The sequence below is a fragment of the Streptomyces pratensis genome (genome assembly GCF_016804005.1).
Lineage (GTDB): Bacteria > Actinomycetota > Actinomycetes > Streptomycetales > Streptomycetaceae > Streptomyces > Streptomyces pratensis_A.
In genome coordinates this window covers 7337447-7354307 of the sequence record NZ_CP051486.1, presented here as the reverse complement: position 1 = coordinate 7354307, position 16861 = coordinate 7337447, and the positions used below count along the sequence as shown (strand labels likewise).

Here is a 16861-nt window from a genome sequence, read left to right as displayed (position 1 = left end):
GTGTCAGCCACGTCCGTACCGCTCCTCGGCCTTCCAGAAGTACACGAAACCGCCGATGCCGCAGACGAGGGCCCAGCCCGTTGCGATGGCCCACACGTGCGGGGGCAGCTGCGCGCCGGTGAAGCTGTCGATGAGGGCGAAGCGCATCAGGTCGATGTAGACGGCCGCCGGGTTGCACTCCAGGGCCAGCAGGACGAGGCGCGGGACCCGGTCGGCGGTGAGCAGGGTGTCGAGGCTCCACATGACGCCCGAGGCGTACATCCACGTGCGCAGGATGAAGGGCGTCAGCTGGGCGATGTCGGGGGTCTTGGCGGCCAGTCTGGCCATGACCATCGAGATGCCGGTGTTGAACATGGCCTGCAGGACGAGCGCGGGGATCGCCAGCAGCCAGGCCGGCCGGGGGTACTGGCCGAAGACGAGAAGGATCAGGAACAGTGCGCCCAGGGAGAACAGCAGCTGCTGGAGCTGCTGGATGGCCAGGGCGATCGGCAGGGACGCGCGGGGGAAGTGCAGGGCCCTGACGAGTCCGGTGTTGCCGCTGATGGCGCGGGTGCCGGCCGTGATCGAGCTGGCGGTGAAGGTCCAGATGAAGACGCCGGTGACGAGGAAGGGCACGTAGTCGGGGACTCCGTGCTTGGTGTTCATCAGGACGCCGAAGATGAAGTAGTAGACCGTCGCGTTCAGCAGCGGGGTCATGATCTGCCAGATCTGGCCGAGCTTCGCCTGGCTGTACTGCGCGGTCAGCTTCGCCGTGGCGAAGGCGGTGATGAAGTGCCTGCGCCCCCAGAGCTGCCGGACGTACGCACCGAGCGTCGGTCGGGCCCCGCTCACGGTCAGTCCGTGCCGGGCCGCGAGCGCGGCCAGCTCGCCGGGTCCGTACACGGGGAGGAGGTCGGGAGATGCGGTGTCCACCGTGGCCGGCGGGGCTGCTGTCTGGCTCACCACGATCGCTTTCGAGGAAGGGGCGGGGAATCAGGGCGGACAGATCCGGTTCGATGGGACGGCACCGTTTCGTCGCAACGCTGACAGTAGGACGTTTGTACGTCGCAACGCAACCGTTTCGTCGTTACGGTCTATCATTCGGGCCATGACCACCGAACGGCGAACCGGGCGCCGCACCCCGGCAGGTGCCGCGGTGCTGCGCGAGGACGTGACCGACGCGATCCGCGGCGCCGTCTTCGAGGAGCTGGCCGCCGTCGGATTCGCGCGGATGTCGATCGAGGGCATCGCCCGGCGGGCGGGGGTGGGCAAGACCGCCGTCTACCGGCGCTGGAAGTCCAAGCTCCATCTCGTCCTGGACCTGGTCGCGGCCGTCGCCGCGCAGGGCATGCCCGCGCCCGCGACGGGTTCGCTGTACGGGGACGTGCGCGCCGTGCTGGAACTGGCCGCCTACGCCCTGCGCCACCCCGTCGCCTCGCAGGTGATCCCCGACCTGCTGGTCGAGGCGGCCCGCAACCCGGACATATCCGATGCCATCAAGGCCGCCCTGCTGGATCAGCAGCAGGGCGTGGCCGCAGTGGTCGTACGGGCGGCGGTGGCCCGCGGGGAGCTGCCCGAGGGCAGCGATCCGGACCGGGCGCTGGACCTCATCGTCGGTCCCCTGTACTGGCGTCTCGTCGTGGTCCGAGGCGATCTTCCCAAGGGGTACCTGGACGACCTCGCGGCCTCGGCGGTCCGGGCGCTCAAGGCCTGAGGCGCTAGGGGGAGCCGGGGTCCCCGCCGAGCAGCCGGTCCGCGACGCGTCGGGCGGCGTCACCGCCGGCGGGGCCGCAGAAGTCCCGCCGGAAGCTCTCGTACGCCTCGGCGTGGAGGTCCGCCGAGGCCTGTGTGTCCCGCAGTGCCCGGGCCACCTCCCGGGTGGTGACGAGCAGCGGGCCGGGAGCCCGGGCCTCGAAGTCCAGGCAGAAGCCGCGCACGGTGTCGCGGTAGTGCTCCAGGTCGTAGGTGTGGAAGAGCATCGGACGGCCGGTGTGCGCGAAGCCGACCGCCAGGCCCGAGTAGTCGGTGACCAGCACATCCGCGATCAGCAGGAGCTCGGTGGCATCGGGGTGTGCTGACACGTCACGCAGGGCGGGGTGTGCCGGCACGCTGCCCGTCACCCGTGGGTGCCTGCGGACCAGCACGGTGGTACGGCCGTCCAGCGACCGTGCCAGCGCGGCCAGGTCGAGCGCCGGATCCCAGCGGTACAGCGGGGCGGATCCGAGTGGGACGCCTGCCGGCGCGTGCACGAGATGGTCGCGGTACGTCGGCGCGTACAGCACCACGCGGTGTCCCTCCGGGACGCCCAGCTGTCGGCGTACGCGCTCGGCCGTCTTGTCCCGGCCGGGTGCGAACAGCAGGTCGTCGGCCGGAACACCGGCCTCCAGCACCTCGCCGTGGTAGGCCAGCGCGCGGCGGAGACGCGGGGTGGCGAAGGCGCTGGGGGAGACCAGGACCGACCACTGGGCGGAGCGGTGCTCCAGCGTGGCGAGGTACTGGTGGTCGGCGTACAGGGATCCGGTGAGGTCAAGGCCGAACCGGCCGAGGGGGGAACCGTGCCAGGTCTGTACGACCGTCTGGTCCGGGCGGCGCTCGAACCACGCGGGCAGCCGCCCGGCCGCGACGATCCGGCGGGCCCGCGCAAGCGCCTCGTACCAGGCGGTGCTGTGTGCCACTACGGGAACGGCGGTGGACGGGACGCGGGCCGCGGCGCCCGCTGATCCGTCGGTGACCCAGAGGTGCTCGGCATCGGCGCTCCGGCGCACGAGCTCGGCGTGCACGGCGCGCGGTGACCCCTCTCCGGTGTAGAGCACGACGTCCCGGAGAGGCAGCCGCCGCTGCGCCGGGTGGTGCGCCGTCCGCAGACGGCCCTGGCGGTACGCGCTCCGCTCGGCGTCGTCGAGCACCGGCGCGCAGTGCACGGTCAGCCGGTCGCCGTGACGCCGGTCGAGCCGGAATCGGGCGTCGGTGGCGTCGAGCGGCAGGAGGGCGGCGAGCGCCGCCCCCACGCGTACGGGCCGGCCGTCCAGGAGCACCTCCCAGTCGCCCTCGCGGGGAGGCGGCGCGAGCACGGCGGTGAAGCGGTCCTCCCGGTGCCCGGGGGACTCCTGCCGGCCGGGGGGCTGCTCCTGCGGGTCGGAGGGCGCTTGGCGGTCTGGGGCCTCCTGCGAACCGGAGGGCGCTTGTCGGTCTAGGGGTTGCTCCTGCCGTCCGGAGAGCTCCTGCGGTCCGGAGGCCGCTTGCCGGTCTGGGGTCTCGTGCGGTCCGGAGGCCGCTTGCCGGTCTGGGGTCTCGTGCGGTCCGGAGGTCTCCTGTCGGTCTGGGGTCTCGTGCGGTTCGGAGGGTCCAGACCGTTCGGAGGGTCCAGACCGGCCGCCAGTCCCCAGCTGTCCGTCAGTCCCCAGTAGTCCGCCAACTCCCAGCTGTCCGCCGACCCTCAGCTGTCCACCAACCTGCAGCTGTCCGCCGACCCCCGGCCGTCCGCCGCCCCCCAGCCGTTCGATGTCGACGCTCACCGTCTCGCCGAGGCTGCTGTGCCGCAGTACGAGCGCCCCGGCCCCCGTCCCGTCGATGCGCAGCCCGCCGTCCGGCGCAGGCCCGGCGCGGTCCACGTGAGGTCGGGAGGCCACCTCCACCACCAGGTTGCCCGCCGCGTCCGCGAAGGCGGGCGGCGGCAGTTCCGGCGCCGCGGCGAGCGGCACGCGGACGCCGTCGGTCAGGAGCGCCGCCCGCCAGCGGCCCCCGGGCCCCGGGGCGGTCCCGTGGGCCGCTACCGTGGGTTCGGTGGTGAGCGCCGCGAGCGGGATCCGTGCGCTGAAGCCGTCCCCGTAGCCGCCTCCGCCCCCGTCGCCGCACCGCACCGGACAGATGTGCTCCGCGGCTCCGTCGTGGGTCAGTACGAGGGCCGTCGGCCGGGCGCCCCCATACAGCCGGCCGGTCAGCTCCAGTGCGTCCGCACCCCGGTCGTGGCCGGTGGCCACCGCGGACAGCCTGGTCACAGCCAGCTCCAGCCGGCCGTCCCGGTAGCCGAGCACCGCCCGCCGCCCTCCGCCCAGGTCACGCACCAGGGGCTGCGCGGCGGCCGCCTCCACCGCGCGCAGCGCCGCCCGCCGTACGACGCCGTGTCCGGCCACCACCACACCCACCAGCCAGTTGCCCGGCCCAAGCCGCCCCGGGTCGAGGACCATCTCGAAGCCCGCGTGGTCGTAACGGTGCAGCTCCTGGCCGGAGTCGGCGGTCGCCCGGTCGGTCCGGACGGTGCGCACCGGCACCGGCCGCGTCCTTCTGCCCGACGCCTCCCGTACCAGGCCCGCCTTCAGCGACTGCCGGGCCGTCCGGGCCGGGAGATTGCGGATGTACGCGTATCCGCTGAGCCGCAGCGTGCCGTCCTCGCTCCACGACGACTCCACCAGCCGGGCCACGGCGGGCAGATCACCTTTGCCGAGGCGGGCCGAGACGCTCCTGCCGCCCGCGATCCCGGGGTGCACGGCGCGCCGCCGTCCCGGGAGGCCCGCTACGGCGAAGGTGCCGGCTCCGTTGGCCCGTTCGAACTCCAGGAGGGCCAGCAGTTCTTCGCCCCTGCGCTCGCGCACCAGTTGCCAGCGGATGCGCGCCTCGGCAGGCAGGCCAGCCAGGGCCGCGTCGCCCGCCCGGTCGAGGAACGCGCCCGCGTCCCTCATGAACGCGGAACGGTAGGAGGGGCCACCCATCGGCAGCCCCTCCAGGAAGTACACGAAGTCGTCGCGCAGGCACGAGGCGTCGTAGCGCAGCCGCTGCCCGGCGCCGCGGTCCGCGAGGAAGGCGCTGACCTGCTCGCAGGCGGCGATCCGGTCCCGCACTCCCCTCACGTCCGTACGCCGCCGGGTGATCGACCCCTCCCGCACCCGCCAGTGGTAGACGTGCTCGTGCAGCACGTCCACGGTCCCGGCGAGGTAGTGGGCCGGGATCATCACCGGGGTGTCCTCGTAGAGCTTGCCCACCGGGAAGGCGAAGGCGTGCCGGTCCCAGAAGGAGCGCCTGAACACCTTGTTCCAGGCCACACGGTCGGCCAGCAGCCGGGCGTCGCGGGTGATGTGCGTGCGGGGGCGGTCGGCGGTCAGCCAGCGGTACTGCCAGGCCTGCTGCCTCCCCTGCTCGTTCAGCCGCCACACATTGCCCGTCACCAGATCCGAGCCGGTCGACTCCAGGGACGCGACCATCCGTTCGTACGCGTCGGGGACGAGGACGTCGTCGCTGTCGGCGAACGCCAGGTAGGGAACGCCGCTGGTGGTGCGTGCGACCCCCGCGTTACGGGCCGCGCCGAGGCCCGCGTTGGGCTGGTGGAAGCAGCGGAAGCGTTGGTCGCGGTCGGCGAAGTCCTCGGCGATCCTGCGGCTTCCGTCGGTCGAACCGTCGTCGACGAGCACCACCTCGATGTCCTTCAGGGACTGTCGGGCCAGCGAGACGAGGCACTCCTCCAGATAGTCCTCGACGTTGTGCACCGGGACGACGACGCTGAGGAGTGGCTTCATGTACGGCTCAACCCGGGGGAGCGCCCCGGGTCACGCCGCTGACCCGAACGGGTGAAGATCACTGGGGTGGACCGGGCGGTCCGCATTACGCTCCGCTCCCATGCTTCTCAGTGTCGTCGTGTCCGCCCACCGCGCTCAGGGGTACCTGAGGGCGACCCTGGAATCGGTGACCGGACAGTCCCCGCCGGCGGGGAGCGGGACGGCGGAGCTGGAGCTGATCGTCGTCGGTCCGCCCGACGGCGGCCCGGAACCGGCCGTCGCGCGGGAGTGCGCCGAGCGCGACCCCCGGGTACGCGTGCTGCTCCCCGCCGGCCCCTGGGACGTGGGCGCGGCACGCAACGCCGGTGCGGCGGCGGCGCGCGGGACCTATCTGCTCTTCCTCGACGGCGACGACCTGCTCCTTCCGGGAGCGGTGGCGGAGATCTCCGCGCGGCTGACGGAGGACAGGCCCGACGTGCTGCGCCTGGGCCACGACCGGATCGACTGGTGGGGCACGGTACAGCCGGGGGACGCCTTCCCGGCCGCCCGGAAACAGCTCTTCCGCCGCGCCTTCTGGGAAGCCCGCCGGCTCCGTTTCACCGAAGGCCCGTACGACGACGTCGTTCCCGTCCACCGCGCCGCCTTCCTCGCGTCCGACGCGGGCACCCTCGGATCGCTCGACCGGACCTGCGTGCGCCAACGGCTGCGCAGGGCCGGCACCTTTGCCACGACACCGGGCCGCGCGCACTTCGCGGTCATCGGCGCCTACGAACGGCTCACCGCCGAGACCGGTGGCGACCCGCGGATCCCGGCCGCGCGCACCGCGCACCTGACGGCCGTGCTCGACGACCCCGGCAGGATCGTCCCGGGTGACCGTGCCCCCTTCTTCCGGGCGGCGGGGCTTCCCGGCCGCTACACCGCGCACCGGACCCGGCGGACCGCCGCCGCCGGGCGCGCCCGGGCGCGAGCCGCCGTGCGCGCCGGCAGGAAGTCGCTGCGCGCCCGCATGATGAGGGCCCTCTACCGCGCCGACCTGCACCGGCCGCTGGACCCCTCCCTCGCGGTCTACGGGGCTTACTGGAACAGGGGCGTCGCCTGCAATCCGGCCGCCGTCTACGCCAAGGCCCGCGAACTGGTCCCGCACATCCGGGGTGTCTGGGTCGTCTCCTCCCGCCACCGCGACCGGATGCCGCCCGGTGTGCCGTACGTCATCGAGGGATCCCGCGCATACTGGCGGACCATGGCCACCGCGACGTACCTGGTCAACAACTCCAGCTTCCCCGGCGGCTTCACCAAACGGGCCGGCCAGATCTACCTCCAGACCCACCACGGGACCCCGCTGAAGACCATGGGCCTGGACCAGCTGCCGTATCCAGCCCTCACCGGAGGCGTCAGCTTCGAACGGGTCGTCGCCCACACCGACCAGTGGGACTTCAGCCTCTCCGCCAACCCCCACAGCACCGAGGTCTGGGACCGGGTCTACCCCTCATCGTACGAACAACTGCCCTATGGCTACCCGCGCAACGACATCCTGTGCACCGCCACCCCTGAGCAGGCCGACAGGATCCGTGCGGAGCTCGGCATCGCGCCCGGATCGACCGTGCTGCTGTACGCGCCCACCCACCGTGACTACCGCAAGGGCTTCGCCCCCCGCCTCGACCTGGAGCGCCTCACCCGCGATCTCGGTCCCGGCTGTGTGCTGCTGGTGCGCGCCCACTACTTCTACGGGCGTTCGGCCCGGACGGCGGCGGGGGACCGGGTCGTCGACGTCACCGGCCACCCCCGCGTCGAAGAACTCTTCCTGGCCTCGGACGCGTTGATCACCGACTACTCGTCCCTGATGTTCGACTACGCTTGCCTCGACCGCCCGATCATCACCTACGTACCCGACTGGGACGCCTACCGCGCTGCCCGCGGTGTCTACGTCGACCTGCTGTCCGGACGCCCCGGTGACACCCCCGGCGCGGTCGCCACCACGGAGGGAGAGCTGCGGGAGGTGCTGCGGAGCGGCGCCTGGAGGTCTCCGGAGGCCGACGCGCTGCGCGCCGCGTTCCGCAGCCGCTTCTGCCCGTACGACGACGGGCGCGCGGCGGAGCGCGTGGTGCGGAGGGTCTTCCCGGTGTCTCCGGACTGACCGCGGGGGTCACCCGTACGGGGCGACCCCTCCTCACCCCGCCGTCGTTGTGCTCAACAGCGCGCGCACACGGCAACGTCGGGAGACACTCATGCACCGGTCCGCCTACGAGCAGATGCAGCTCTGCATCGACGAGTATCTGCCCAGGACCCGCAGGTACCGCGTCGTGGACCTCGGCTCACGGATCTCCGGAAAGCAGACCCGCACCCACCGCGGGCTGCTGGCGGACCACGACATCGACTACTTCGGCGTCGATGTCCTCGACGGCCCCAACGTCGACGCGGTCATGACCCGGCCCTACCGGATCCCCGCGAAGTCGGGCAGCGCGGACGTGGTGCTGTCCGGCCAGGCGTTCGAACACATCCCCTTCTTCTGGGTGTCGATGCTGGAGATCGCCCGGGTGCTCAAGCCCGGCGGTCACGCCTTCATCACCGCGCCCTCGCGCGGTCACGCCCACGACGCGCAGGACTGCTGGCGCTACTACCCCGACGGCTTCCGGGCGATGGCCGCCCACTCCCGCCTGGAGCTCCGCGAGGCCTACACGGACTTCCCGCCCGCCAGGGGCATCTGGCACGACTATGCGTCCATCGACTCCAAGGCCGCCTACTGGGGCGACTCGGTGGGCGTCTTCCGGCGGCCGCAGCCCCACCGGCGGCCGGTGACCCGGCTGAAGAACACGCTGGCCGATCTCGCCGTACGGGAGACGGCGGTGTGGTGGGCCAACCGGGCCGGGGGAGTGGACCGGATTCCGCTGCCGCGTCCGCTGGACGGCCGGGAGCGGTGCGGGCGGCCGGACGACCGCACCGCCGCATCAACTACAGGTTGACGAAAGATGACATGAGCCGCAAAGCGCGCGTACTGTCCGGCCCCATGGCTTGGCGCAACGCCGTCAACGGCGTCCTTCAGCAACTCACCGGATACCAGCTCAGGCGCGCGACCCTGCCCGCTCCCCGCTCCGCCCCCGAGCCCGAGCGGGCCCCGGCCGTGGCGAAGCCCGTCGTGGCGAAGCCGGCGGCGGCGAAGAAGCCGGCCCTCCCCGCCGACTACGACGACGAGGCGAAGGACATCATCCGTGCGGTCAAGCCGTACACGATGACCTCCCCGGAGCGCCTCAACGCCTTCGTCCTCGCGACCCGGCACATCGTCAAGCACGACATCCCGGGAGACATCGTCGAGTGCGGTGTCTGGCGCGGCGGTTCCATGCAGGCCTGTGCGAAGACGCTCCTGTCACTCGGCGAGACCGACCGGGACCTCTACCTCTTCGACACCTACGAGGGCATGACCCCGCCCACCGCCGAGGACCTGCGGCGGGACGGCAGGCCGGCCCAGGAGCTGCTGGACGCGCAGGGCAAGGACCGGCCGATCTGGGCCGTGGCCTCCCTGGAGGACGTACAGGCCGGGTTCGAGCAGGTCCCGTACCCGGAGGACCGTGTCCACTACGTGCGGGGCAAGGTCGAGGACACCGTCCCGGAGCAGGCACCGGAACAGATCTCCATCCTCCGGCTGGACACCGACTGGTACGCCTCGACGAAGCACGAGCTCAAGCACCTGTACGGGCGTCTGGTGAGCGGCGGTGTGCTGCTGATCGACGACTACGGCTACTGGCAGGGATCGCGCCAGGCCGTGGACGAGTTCCTCGAGGAGACCGGCGAGCAGCTCCTGCTGCTGCGCATGGACGAGGGCCGCGTCGCGGTCAAACCCTGAGCGGGCAGTGCCCCGTTACGAGCCCCGTGCCTCCCCGGCACGGGGCTCGTTCCATACAGAGGAAGTCCGTTCGTCAGTCCGGAAGGATCGTGCGCAGCGTCATGGCACCCCGTCTCACCGTCGTCGTCCCGCTCTACAACGTCCAGGAGTACCTCGGAGCCTGCCTGGAGTCACTCGCGGGGCAGACCATGACCGGCCTGGACGTCGTCATGGTCGACGACGGTTCGACGGACCGAAGCGCCGATGTCGCGCTGGAGTTCTCCCGGCGGGACCCGCGCTTCCGCCTGATCAGGCAGAAGAACGCCGGGCTGGGGGCCGCGCGCAACGCGGGGGCCGGACAGGCCCACCCGGACACCGAGTTCCTGGCGTTCGTCGACAGCGACGACGTCGTGCCGCCGGGCGCCTTCGCGAGGATGCTCGGCGAACTCGACGCCTCCGGTTCGGACTTCGCCACCGGCAACGTCCTCAGGCTCCGCGCAGGCGGGGCGCTCGAACAGTCCCCGATGTTCCGCAGGCCGATGGAGAAGCCCCGCCGGGCGACCCACGTCACCCGGGACTGGATCCTGCTCGGCGACCGCATCGCGTGCAACAAGGTGTTCCGCAGGTCCTTCTGGGACCAGCACGCCTTCACCTTCCCGACGGGTGTCCTGTACGAGGACATCGCCGTGGTCCTGCCCGCCCACTTCCTGGCCCGGAGCGTCGACGTCGTGGAGGAGCCGGTCTACCACTGGCGGGACCGCGACGGCTCGATCACCACCCGCCGGGCGGTCGCCCGGGGCATCCGCGACCGGGTCACGGCGGTCTCCACGGTCAGCCGGTTCCTGGCGGAGCGGGGCATGACGGAGGCCAAACGGCGCTACGACGAGCACGCGCTCTCCGGTGATCTGTGGCTGTTCATCGAGGCCCTCCGGGACGGCGACGAGAGCTTCCACGAAGCCTTCCTCACCCACGCCAACGCCTTCGCCGACACGGTCGAACCCGCCGTCCTCGACGCGCTTCCCCTGCATCTGCGGGTCAAGTGGCAGCTCATCCGCGAGCGCAGGACGCCGGAGCTGCTCGCCCTCCTGGCCCACGAGTCCACCGACCGTGACACCTTCCACGTCCGGGGGAGGCTGCGGCCCCGGGCCGAGTTCCCGGGCGTCGAAGCCCCGCTGCCGGTCAGGGCCACCGCGCTGTCCGCCGAGGACCTCCCCGTGCACTCTCACCTCACCGAGGCGGTGTGGCGGGACGGGCTGCTGCACCTCAAGGGGTACGCCTACGTCCGCAACGCCCCGGGCAGGTCGGCCGGCGCCGGCTGGCTGAGGTCGGGCCGCCGGATCGTCCCGCTACGGCTGCGCAGGACGGTGACGGACGAGGCGGCGGCGGGATCGGGCCGCTCGCTGCACCGCTACGAACGGTCCGGCTTCGAGACCGTCGTCGACCCGGGCAGGCTCGTCACCCGGGGCACGGCGCGCGGCGTCCGGACCCTCTGGAAGCTGGAATCCGTCGTCGTCGGCGCGGGCCGGCCGCGCCGGGGACCGATGCGGCTGCTCGGGAGTCCGGCCGCGCCCGCCGTGCGCTACGTCGACGAGCGCACCCGGATCGTCCCGCTGCTCTCCGGGAACAAGCTGGAGCTGCGCGCCGAGCGGGTCGACGCGGTGCTCGCCGGCCACGGGCCGACAGAGGCCGGGGACGGGGTCCGGATCGCGGTGCGGATCCTGGGCGGGGACGCGCCGACGGCCCTGCGGATCCAGGAGTGGCGCACGAAGGAGGCCCACGAGTTCCCCCTGGTGCCGGGCGAGGACACGGACGGCCGCACCGTCTTCGCCGAGGTGCCGCTGGTGGCCTTCCGGTGCTCCGACGGCGACTGGGGGGTCCAGCTGGCCGGCGGGGCGCGGCGGCTGACGGTCGCGGCCCGTCCCGAGACCGACGCCGGACGGTATGCGCTGCCCGGCGGCCGTGAGATCCACGTCGCCGCCAATCCCTCCGGGGACCTGGTGCTCACCGACCGGGACGTGCGGCCCGTCGTCGGCCGGGTGTCGTGGACGGACGACGCCGGACTGGTCCTGGAGGGGACCTTCCCGGCGGTGCCGCACCGCCCGGTCGAGCTCGTCCTGCGCCACAGCGGCCACCAGGAGGAGAACACCTTCGCCGTGGAGAGCACGGATGCAGGTTTCCGTACCGGGCTGTCCCCCGGGGCCGTCGACGGCCCCGGGGGCGCGCTGCCGCTCGCCGAGGGCCGGTGGTACCCATTCCTCCGGGAGCGCGGCGAGACCGAACCGTCGCGCTATCTCCCGCTGCGCGTGGTGCACCAGCTGCACGCGGGACTGCCGCAGGGGCGCGAATCGGGAGGGCGCCGTTTCACCCTGGAGAGGCGGTTCCACGACCGGCTCTCCCTGCATTCGGGCAGCGCGCTGCCTCCGGGGGACCGGGGGGCGTACGGGCAGCGCCGGCTGCGCGAGTGGTACGTGAGCCTGCGTGGCCGGGAGCTGCGGGACACGGTGTTGTACTCCAGCTTCGACGGGCGCCAGTACTCGGACTCGCCCCGCGCCGTCCACGAGGAGCTGGCCCGGCGCGGCACCCGCGTCGAGCACCTCTGGGTGGTCCGGGACCAGCAGGCCACCGTCCCCTCCGGGGTCCGGGCCGTGGCCCTGCACGGCGCCGAGTGGTACGACGCCCTGGCCCGCAGCCGGTGGATCGTCACCAACACCCAGCTGCCCGAGTGGTTCGAGCGGGCCGAGGGGCAGTTCGTCGTCCAGACCTGGCACGGCACCCCGCTCAAGCGAATCGGCCGTGACCTGGCCGGCACCGCGTTCGCGGACACCGCGTACATGGATTCCATGCCTCGGCGGGCCGCCCAGTGGAGCGTGCTCGTCTCACCGAACAGCTTCTCCACGCCCGTCCTGCGCCGCGCCTTCGGCCACACGGGCGAGGTGCTCGAGTGCGGCTATCCGCGCAACGACCTGCTGTACGCACCCGACCGGGCGAAGACGGCCGATGCCGTCCGGCAGTCGCTCGGCGTACCCGAGGGCAGGCGGGTCGTCCTGTACGCCCCCACCTGGCGCGAGGACCGGCCCAGGCGGAGCGGCCGGTACGGACTCGACCTCCGACTCGACCTGGAACAGGCGCGGAAGGCCCTCGGCGACGACCATGTCCTGCTGGTCCGCCGCCACTACCTGGTCGGCGGGAGCATCCCTTCGAGCGACTTCGTCCGGGACGTGTCACGCCATCCCGATGTCGCCGAGCTGATGCTGATCAGCGACGTGCTGGTCACGGACTACTCGTCGCTGATGTTCGACTTCGCGCAGACGGGCCGGCCGATGCTCTTCCACACCTACGACCTGGAGCACTACCGGGACACCCTGCGCGGCTTCTGCTTCGACTTCGCGAACAGGGCGCCCGGCCCGCTCTTCACCGACTCGGCCGCCCTCGTCGAGGCGCTGCGCGACCCGGACGCCGCGACGGCCGGCCACCGTGAGGCGTACGCCGGCTTCCGCGAGGCGTTCTGCGATCTCGACGACGGGACCGCGGCCGCCCAGGTCGCGGACCGGATGCTGAAGGGGGACCAGGCATGAGCACGCCCGACTTCAGCTGTGTGGTCACCGCCGCCGAGGGCGGCGACGAAGCCCTGACGGCGTCCGTGGAGTCCGTGCTCGACCAGAGCCTGGGTGCCGTCGAGGCCCTCGTCGTCCTGCCCGCCGGTGCACCCGGCTCCCTGCGGAAGGCCGCCGGATCGCTCGCCGCGCGCTCATCCGGCCGGATCCGCGTGCTCGACCCCGGAACTGACTCCGTCGCCTCGCTGCGCAACGCCGGCCTGGCCGCGGCGCGCGGCACGTACGTCCTCGTGCTCGACACCGGCGAGCGCCTCCAGCAGCATGCCTGCCGCAACCTCTGGGAGGCCGGGACACGCACCCGCGCCGACCTGGTGGCCGGGCGCTGGAGCCGTCTCACCGGGGACGGGACGAAGGAACGGGAACCTGCCTGGCAGCAACCGCTGTTCCTCCGCTCCCGCACCGTCGGCCGGTTCACCGAGGCGCCCGAACTGGCGGTGCGGGACGCCCTGGTGACCGGATTCTGCGTGCGGCGCGCGGCGCTGGAGCGGCACGCGCTGCGCTACGACGAGGACCTCACCCACAGCGGGATCCTGTTCGGCCCCCTGGCGGCGGCCGTGGTCGGCCGGATCGCGCTCGTACGCCGCCGGATCGTCTCCGGGCGGGCCGCGCCCGACGCCGGCCGGGATCTCGCCGGACTCGTCGAGGCGCACCGGCGGGTGTGCCACGTGCTGGTGGCCCAGGGGCTGTCTGAGCTGCGCGAGGAGCGGGAACGCGCCTTCCTCCTGGACCACCTCGTGCCGCTGGTGCGCAGCTGTCCCGAGCTGCCCGCCGCCGACCGTGGACGCGTCGCTGCGACGGCGGCGCGGGTGCTGCCCGGATGCGTCCCGGAGGCGGCCCTGCTCACCCTGCCGCCCGTAGAGCGCGTCGGCGTCCGGCTGCTGGAACGGGGCGACGCGGACGGGGTGCTCGCCGCGGCGTACGCGCTGCGCAGGCGGGGCACCGTGACCGCTCCCCTCTCCATGGGTGACGAGGGGCGGGTGTACTGGCCGGGCGGTCCCGACCCGGTGCTGGACGTCACCGAGCTCGGGCACCAGCACCGCACATTCGGCGAGCTGAAGCTCATGAACAGGCTCACCCGCTACGAGGCCGACGCCCGCGGGGTCCTGCTCGAAGGCCGGCTCGTGCTGCCCGCGCACACCGGGCCCGACCCGGACGGCACCCTCGCGGCCCATCTGGAGTTCCGCGTCCGCGACGGCTCCCGCGCCTTCCGCGTCCCCGTCGACGAGCTGCGGCCCGACGCCACCGGCATCAGCTGGTCCACCCGCGCCGACCTCACCCGTCTTGTGCGTCCCCTGGGCCCCCGCGACACGGTGTGGGACGCGCGGATGGTCGTGGAGGACGGAAGGACCCGTTCGGTGAGCGACCTCTTCGCCGCCCACGACCTCGTCGGCCCGGCGGACCGTTCCCCCGCCCTGCCCCGGCTCGGCAGGACGGCCGGGGACACCTGGCAGCCCTACATCACGCTCCGGGACCACCTGGCGCTGCGGCTCGAAGCCCGGCACCGGCCCGCCCGCACGGCCCGCCGGCTGGTCCACTACGCGACCCACTTCCGCCCGGCCCGCCGGGCCAGGCTCCTGCTCCGCGCCCTGCGCCGGAGCCGGGACCGGCTGCACGCGAGGGGCTTCAAGGTCTCCGTCTACCGCTCGTGGCTGCTGCGGCTGCCCGTGCGCAAGGGCTCCGTCGTCTTCGAGAGCCACATGGGCACCTGCTACGGCGACAGTCCCCGGGCCGTCCACGAGGAGGTGCGCGCCCAGGGGCTCCCGCTGCGCTGCGTCTGGTCGTACGCCGTTTCCCCGGCCGGCTTCCCCACGGACGCCAGACTCGTGCGCCGCTGGTCCTGGCGCTATCTCTGGGCCCTGGCACGGGCGGAGTACTGGGTCGACAACCAGGGGTTCCCGCAGCACCTCGGCAAACCCGCCGGCACGACCTATCTGCAGACCTGGCACGGCTCGGCGTACAAACGCATGGGATTCGACGAGACCCGGGTGCGCATGCAGAACGCCCCGCAGCGTGAACGGCTCCAGCAGGCGGTGGGGCGCTTCGACCACTTCCTCGTACGGTCCGAGCACGACGAGCGCACGCTGGCCCGCGCCTACCGGCTTCCCGAGGAGACGCTGCTGCGCACCGGATACCCCCGTAACGACGCCCTGCTCGCCGCGCGTGCCAGGGACGAGACCGAGGGGCGGCTTCCCCGTCCGGCGCTCGCGGCCGAGCTCGGGCTGCCCGACCACCGCAAGGTCGTGCTGTACGCGCCGACCTTCCGGGGCGGGCCGGGCAAGCGCAAGCGGCAGCGGCTCCTGCTGGACGCGGCGCGCTTCGCGGAACGCTTCGGCGACACGTACACGCTGCTGGTGCGGGCGCACTACCTGGAGGCGGCGAGCCTGCCCGCCTGCCCGCCCGGCACGGTCGTGGACGTCTCGGGCCACCATGACGTCAGCGAACTGCTCGCGCTCGCCGACGTCCTGGTCACCGACTACTCGTCGATCATGTTCGACTACGCGCTCCTGGACCGCCCGATCGTCCTCTTCGCCCCCGATCTCGACGCCTACGCCGCCGACCGGGGCAGCTACTTCGACCTACGGGAGAAGGCACCGGGACCGGTGACGGAGACCGAGGAGGAGCTGTTCGACGTGCTGGCCCGGCTGAAGACCGTGGACACCGGCTTCCAGGAGCGACGCGCCGCTTTCGCGGCGGAGTTCGGCCGTTACGACCGCGGGGACGCGGCCGGCGCGGTCGTCCGCACCGTGTTCGCCCGGCACGTGTCCCGCAGTGTCCCGTCCCGCACCGTCCCTGCCGGGGAGGCCGGCCGATGAGCCGTAGCAGCCGAGACGTCTTCATCGTCTCCAACAGCACCGACGAACTCGGCGGTGTGACCGGCTGGATGCACCGGACCGCCCAGCTGTTCCAGGGGGCCGGCCACCGGGTGCACACCATCGGCATCCATGCCGCCGAGCGGAAGATGGCGCTGCCCGAGCCGCCCGGATACCCGGTGACCGCTCTGTATCCGGCGCACCCTCCGACGCCCTGGGCGGCCAAGGGCCTGCTGGACCGCTTCCGGATCGCAGCCCGGCGGGCCGAGGCCGGCCGTGTCGCACGGAAGCGGCGTGCGGTCGAGCGGCTGTCGGAGATCTTCCGGGAAGCCCGGCCCGGCGCAGTGGTGATCGTCAGTCAGGTCTGGGCCATGGAGTGGGTCGGCGAGGCGGACACCCGAGGACTGCGGGTCATCGGGATGAGCCACGAGTCCTACGACTACTCCCGGGCGAGCCACCGCTACCGCTGGATCAAGAACCATTACCCACCGCTCGACCACTGGCTCGTCCTGACGGAGGAGGACGCGGACAAGTGGGCGGGGGACGGCATGAACAACGTCGGCTTCATGCCCAACGCCCTGGCGGCGCTGCCCGATGTGCCTTCCCCGCGCCGTGAGAAGTCGGTCGCGAGCATCGGCCGGCTCACCGACCAGAAGGGCATCGACATGCTCCTGGACACCTGGGTGCTGGTGGCTCCGCGACGCCCCGACTGGCGGCTGGACGTCTACGGGACGGGCGAGGACGAAGCGGACCTCAGGGCGCAGTGCGCGGACCTGGGGCTCGATTCCTCGGTCGTGTGGCGGGGGCGCACGGACGACGTTCCCGGTGCGCTCGCCGGTTCCTCCGTCTTCGTCCAGTCCTCACGTGGCGAAGGCTTCCCGCTGGCGCTGCTGGAGGCCATGGCGAGCGGGGTGCCGTGTGCGGCGTTCGACTGCGCGCCGGGTGTACGGGAGATCGTGCGCCACGGCCAGGACGGACTGCTCGCACCGGCGGGCGACATCGGCGCCCTCGCCGACCGGCTGCTCCGGCTCACCGGCAACCCCCGGCTGCGCGACGCGATGGGGGACCGGGCGCGGAACAACGTCCAGCGGTTCTCCGAGGCGGAGACCATGGGCCGATGGGAAGAGCTGTTCGCCCTCCTGGAGCGCTGAA

Annotated in this window: 9 protein-coding genes; 7 read left to right on the top strand and 2 right to left on the bottom strand. The window is 72.7% G+C overall.

The genetic code is table 11. From position 1 onward, the window contains the following. Nucleotides 1-3: 3 nt before the first annotated feature. Complete coding sequence (locus HED23_RS30825) at nucleotides 4-945, bottom strand: ABC transporter permease (protein ID WP_203186607.1); 942 nt, start codon at nucleotides 943-945, stop codon at nucleotides 4-6. A gap of 142 nt (nucleotides 946-1087) precedes the next feature. Here HED23_RS30825 and HED23_RS30820 point away from each other — a divergent pair, with 142 nt between their 5' ends. Next, complete coding sequence (locus tag HED23_RS30820) at nucleotides 1088-1693, top strand: TetR/AcrR family transcriptional regulator (protein WP_203186606.1); 606 nt, start codon at nucleotides 1088-1090, stop codon at nucleotides 1691-1693. A 4-nt stretch (nucleotides 1694-1697) separates the two neighbouring features. On the opposite strand, the gene HED23_RS35540 is transcribed toward HED23_RS30820, so the two are convergent. Then, nucleotides 1698-5489, bottom strand: a complete 3792-nt coding sequence (locus HED23_RS35540) for a bifunctional glycosyltransferase/CDP-glycerol:glycerophosphate glycerophosphotransferase (RefSeq protein ID WP_238442176.1) — start codon at nucleotides 5487-5489, stop codon at nucleotides 1698-1700. 100 nt (nucleotides 5490-5589) lie between these two features. Between HED23_RS35540 and HED23_RS30805 the strand changes: the two genes are divergently transcribed. The 6 genes from HED23_RS30805 (at nucleotide 5590) to HED23_RS30780 (ending at nucleotide 16860) form a co-directional block, all read left to right on the top strand. Beyond that, nucleotides 5590-7602 carry a CDP-glycerol glycerophosphotransferase family protein gene (locus HED23_RS30805; protein ID WP_203186605.1) on the top strand — a complete coding sequence of 671 codons (2013 nt, stop codon included), beginning with the start codon at nucleotides 5590-5592 and terminating at the stop codon, nucleotides 7600-7602. 91 nt (nucleotides 7603-7693) lie between these two features. Then, nucleotides 7694-8428: a methyltransferase domain-containing protein gene (locus tag HED23_RS30800; RefSeq protein ID WP_203186604.1), complete on the top strand. Its 735-nt coding sequence runs from the start codon at nucleotides 7694-7696 to the stop codon at nucleotides 8426-8428. Nucleotides 8429-8439: 11 nt separating this feature from the next. Continuing rightward, nucleotides 8440-9306, top strand: a complete 867-nt coding sequence (locus HED23_RS30795; protein WP_203186603.1) for a TylF/MycF/NovP-related O-methyltransferase — start codon at nucleotides 8440-8442, stop codon at nucleotides 9304-9306. Between the two features lie 101 nt (nucleotides 9307-9407). Then, nucleotides 9408-12860 carry a bifunctional glycosyltransferase/CDP-glycerol:glycerophosphate glycerophosphotransferase gene (locus HED23_RS30790; protein WP_203186602.1) on the top strand — a complete coding sequence of 1151 codons (3453 nt, stop codon included), beginning with the start codon at nucleotides 9408-9410 and terminating at the stop codon, nucleotides 12858-12860. Next, nucleotides 12857-15712, top strand: coding sequence for a bifunctional glycosyltransferase/CDP-glycerol:glycerophosphate glycerophosphotransferase (locus tag HED23_RS30785; protein WP_203186601.1), 2856 nt, complete (start codon nucleotides 12857-12859; stop codon nucleotides 15710-15712). Before HED23_RS30790 ends, HED23_RS30785 begins: the two co-directional genes overlap by 4 nt. Next, complete coding sequence (locus HED23_RS30780) at nucleotides 15709-16860, top strand: glycosyltransferase (RefSeq protein ID WP_203186600.1); 1152 nt, start codon at nucleotides 15709-15711, stop codon at nucleotides 16858-16860. Before HED23_RS30785 ends, HED23_RS30780 begins: the two co-directional genes overlap by 4 nt. The last annotated feature ends 1 nt before the right edge of the window (nucleotide 16861 follow it).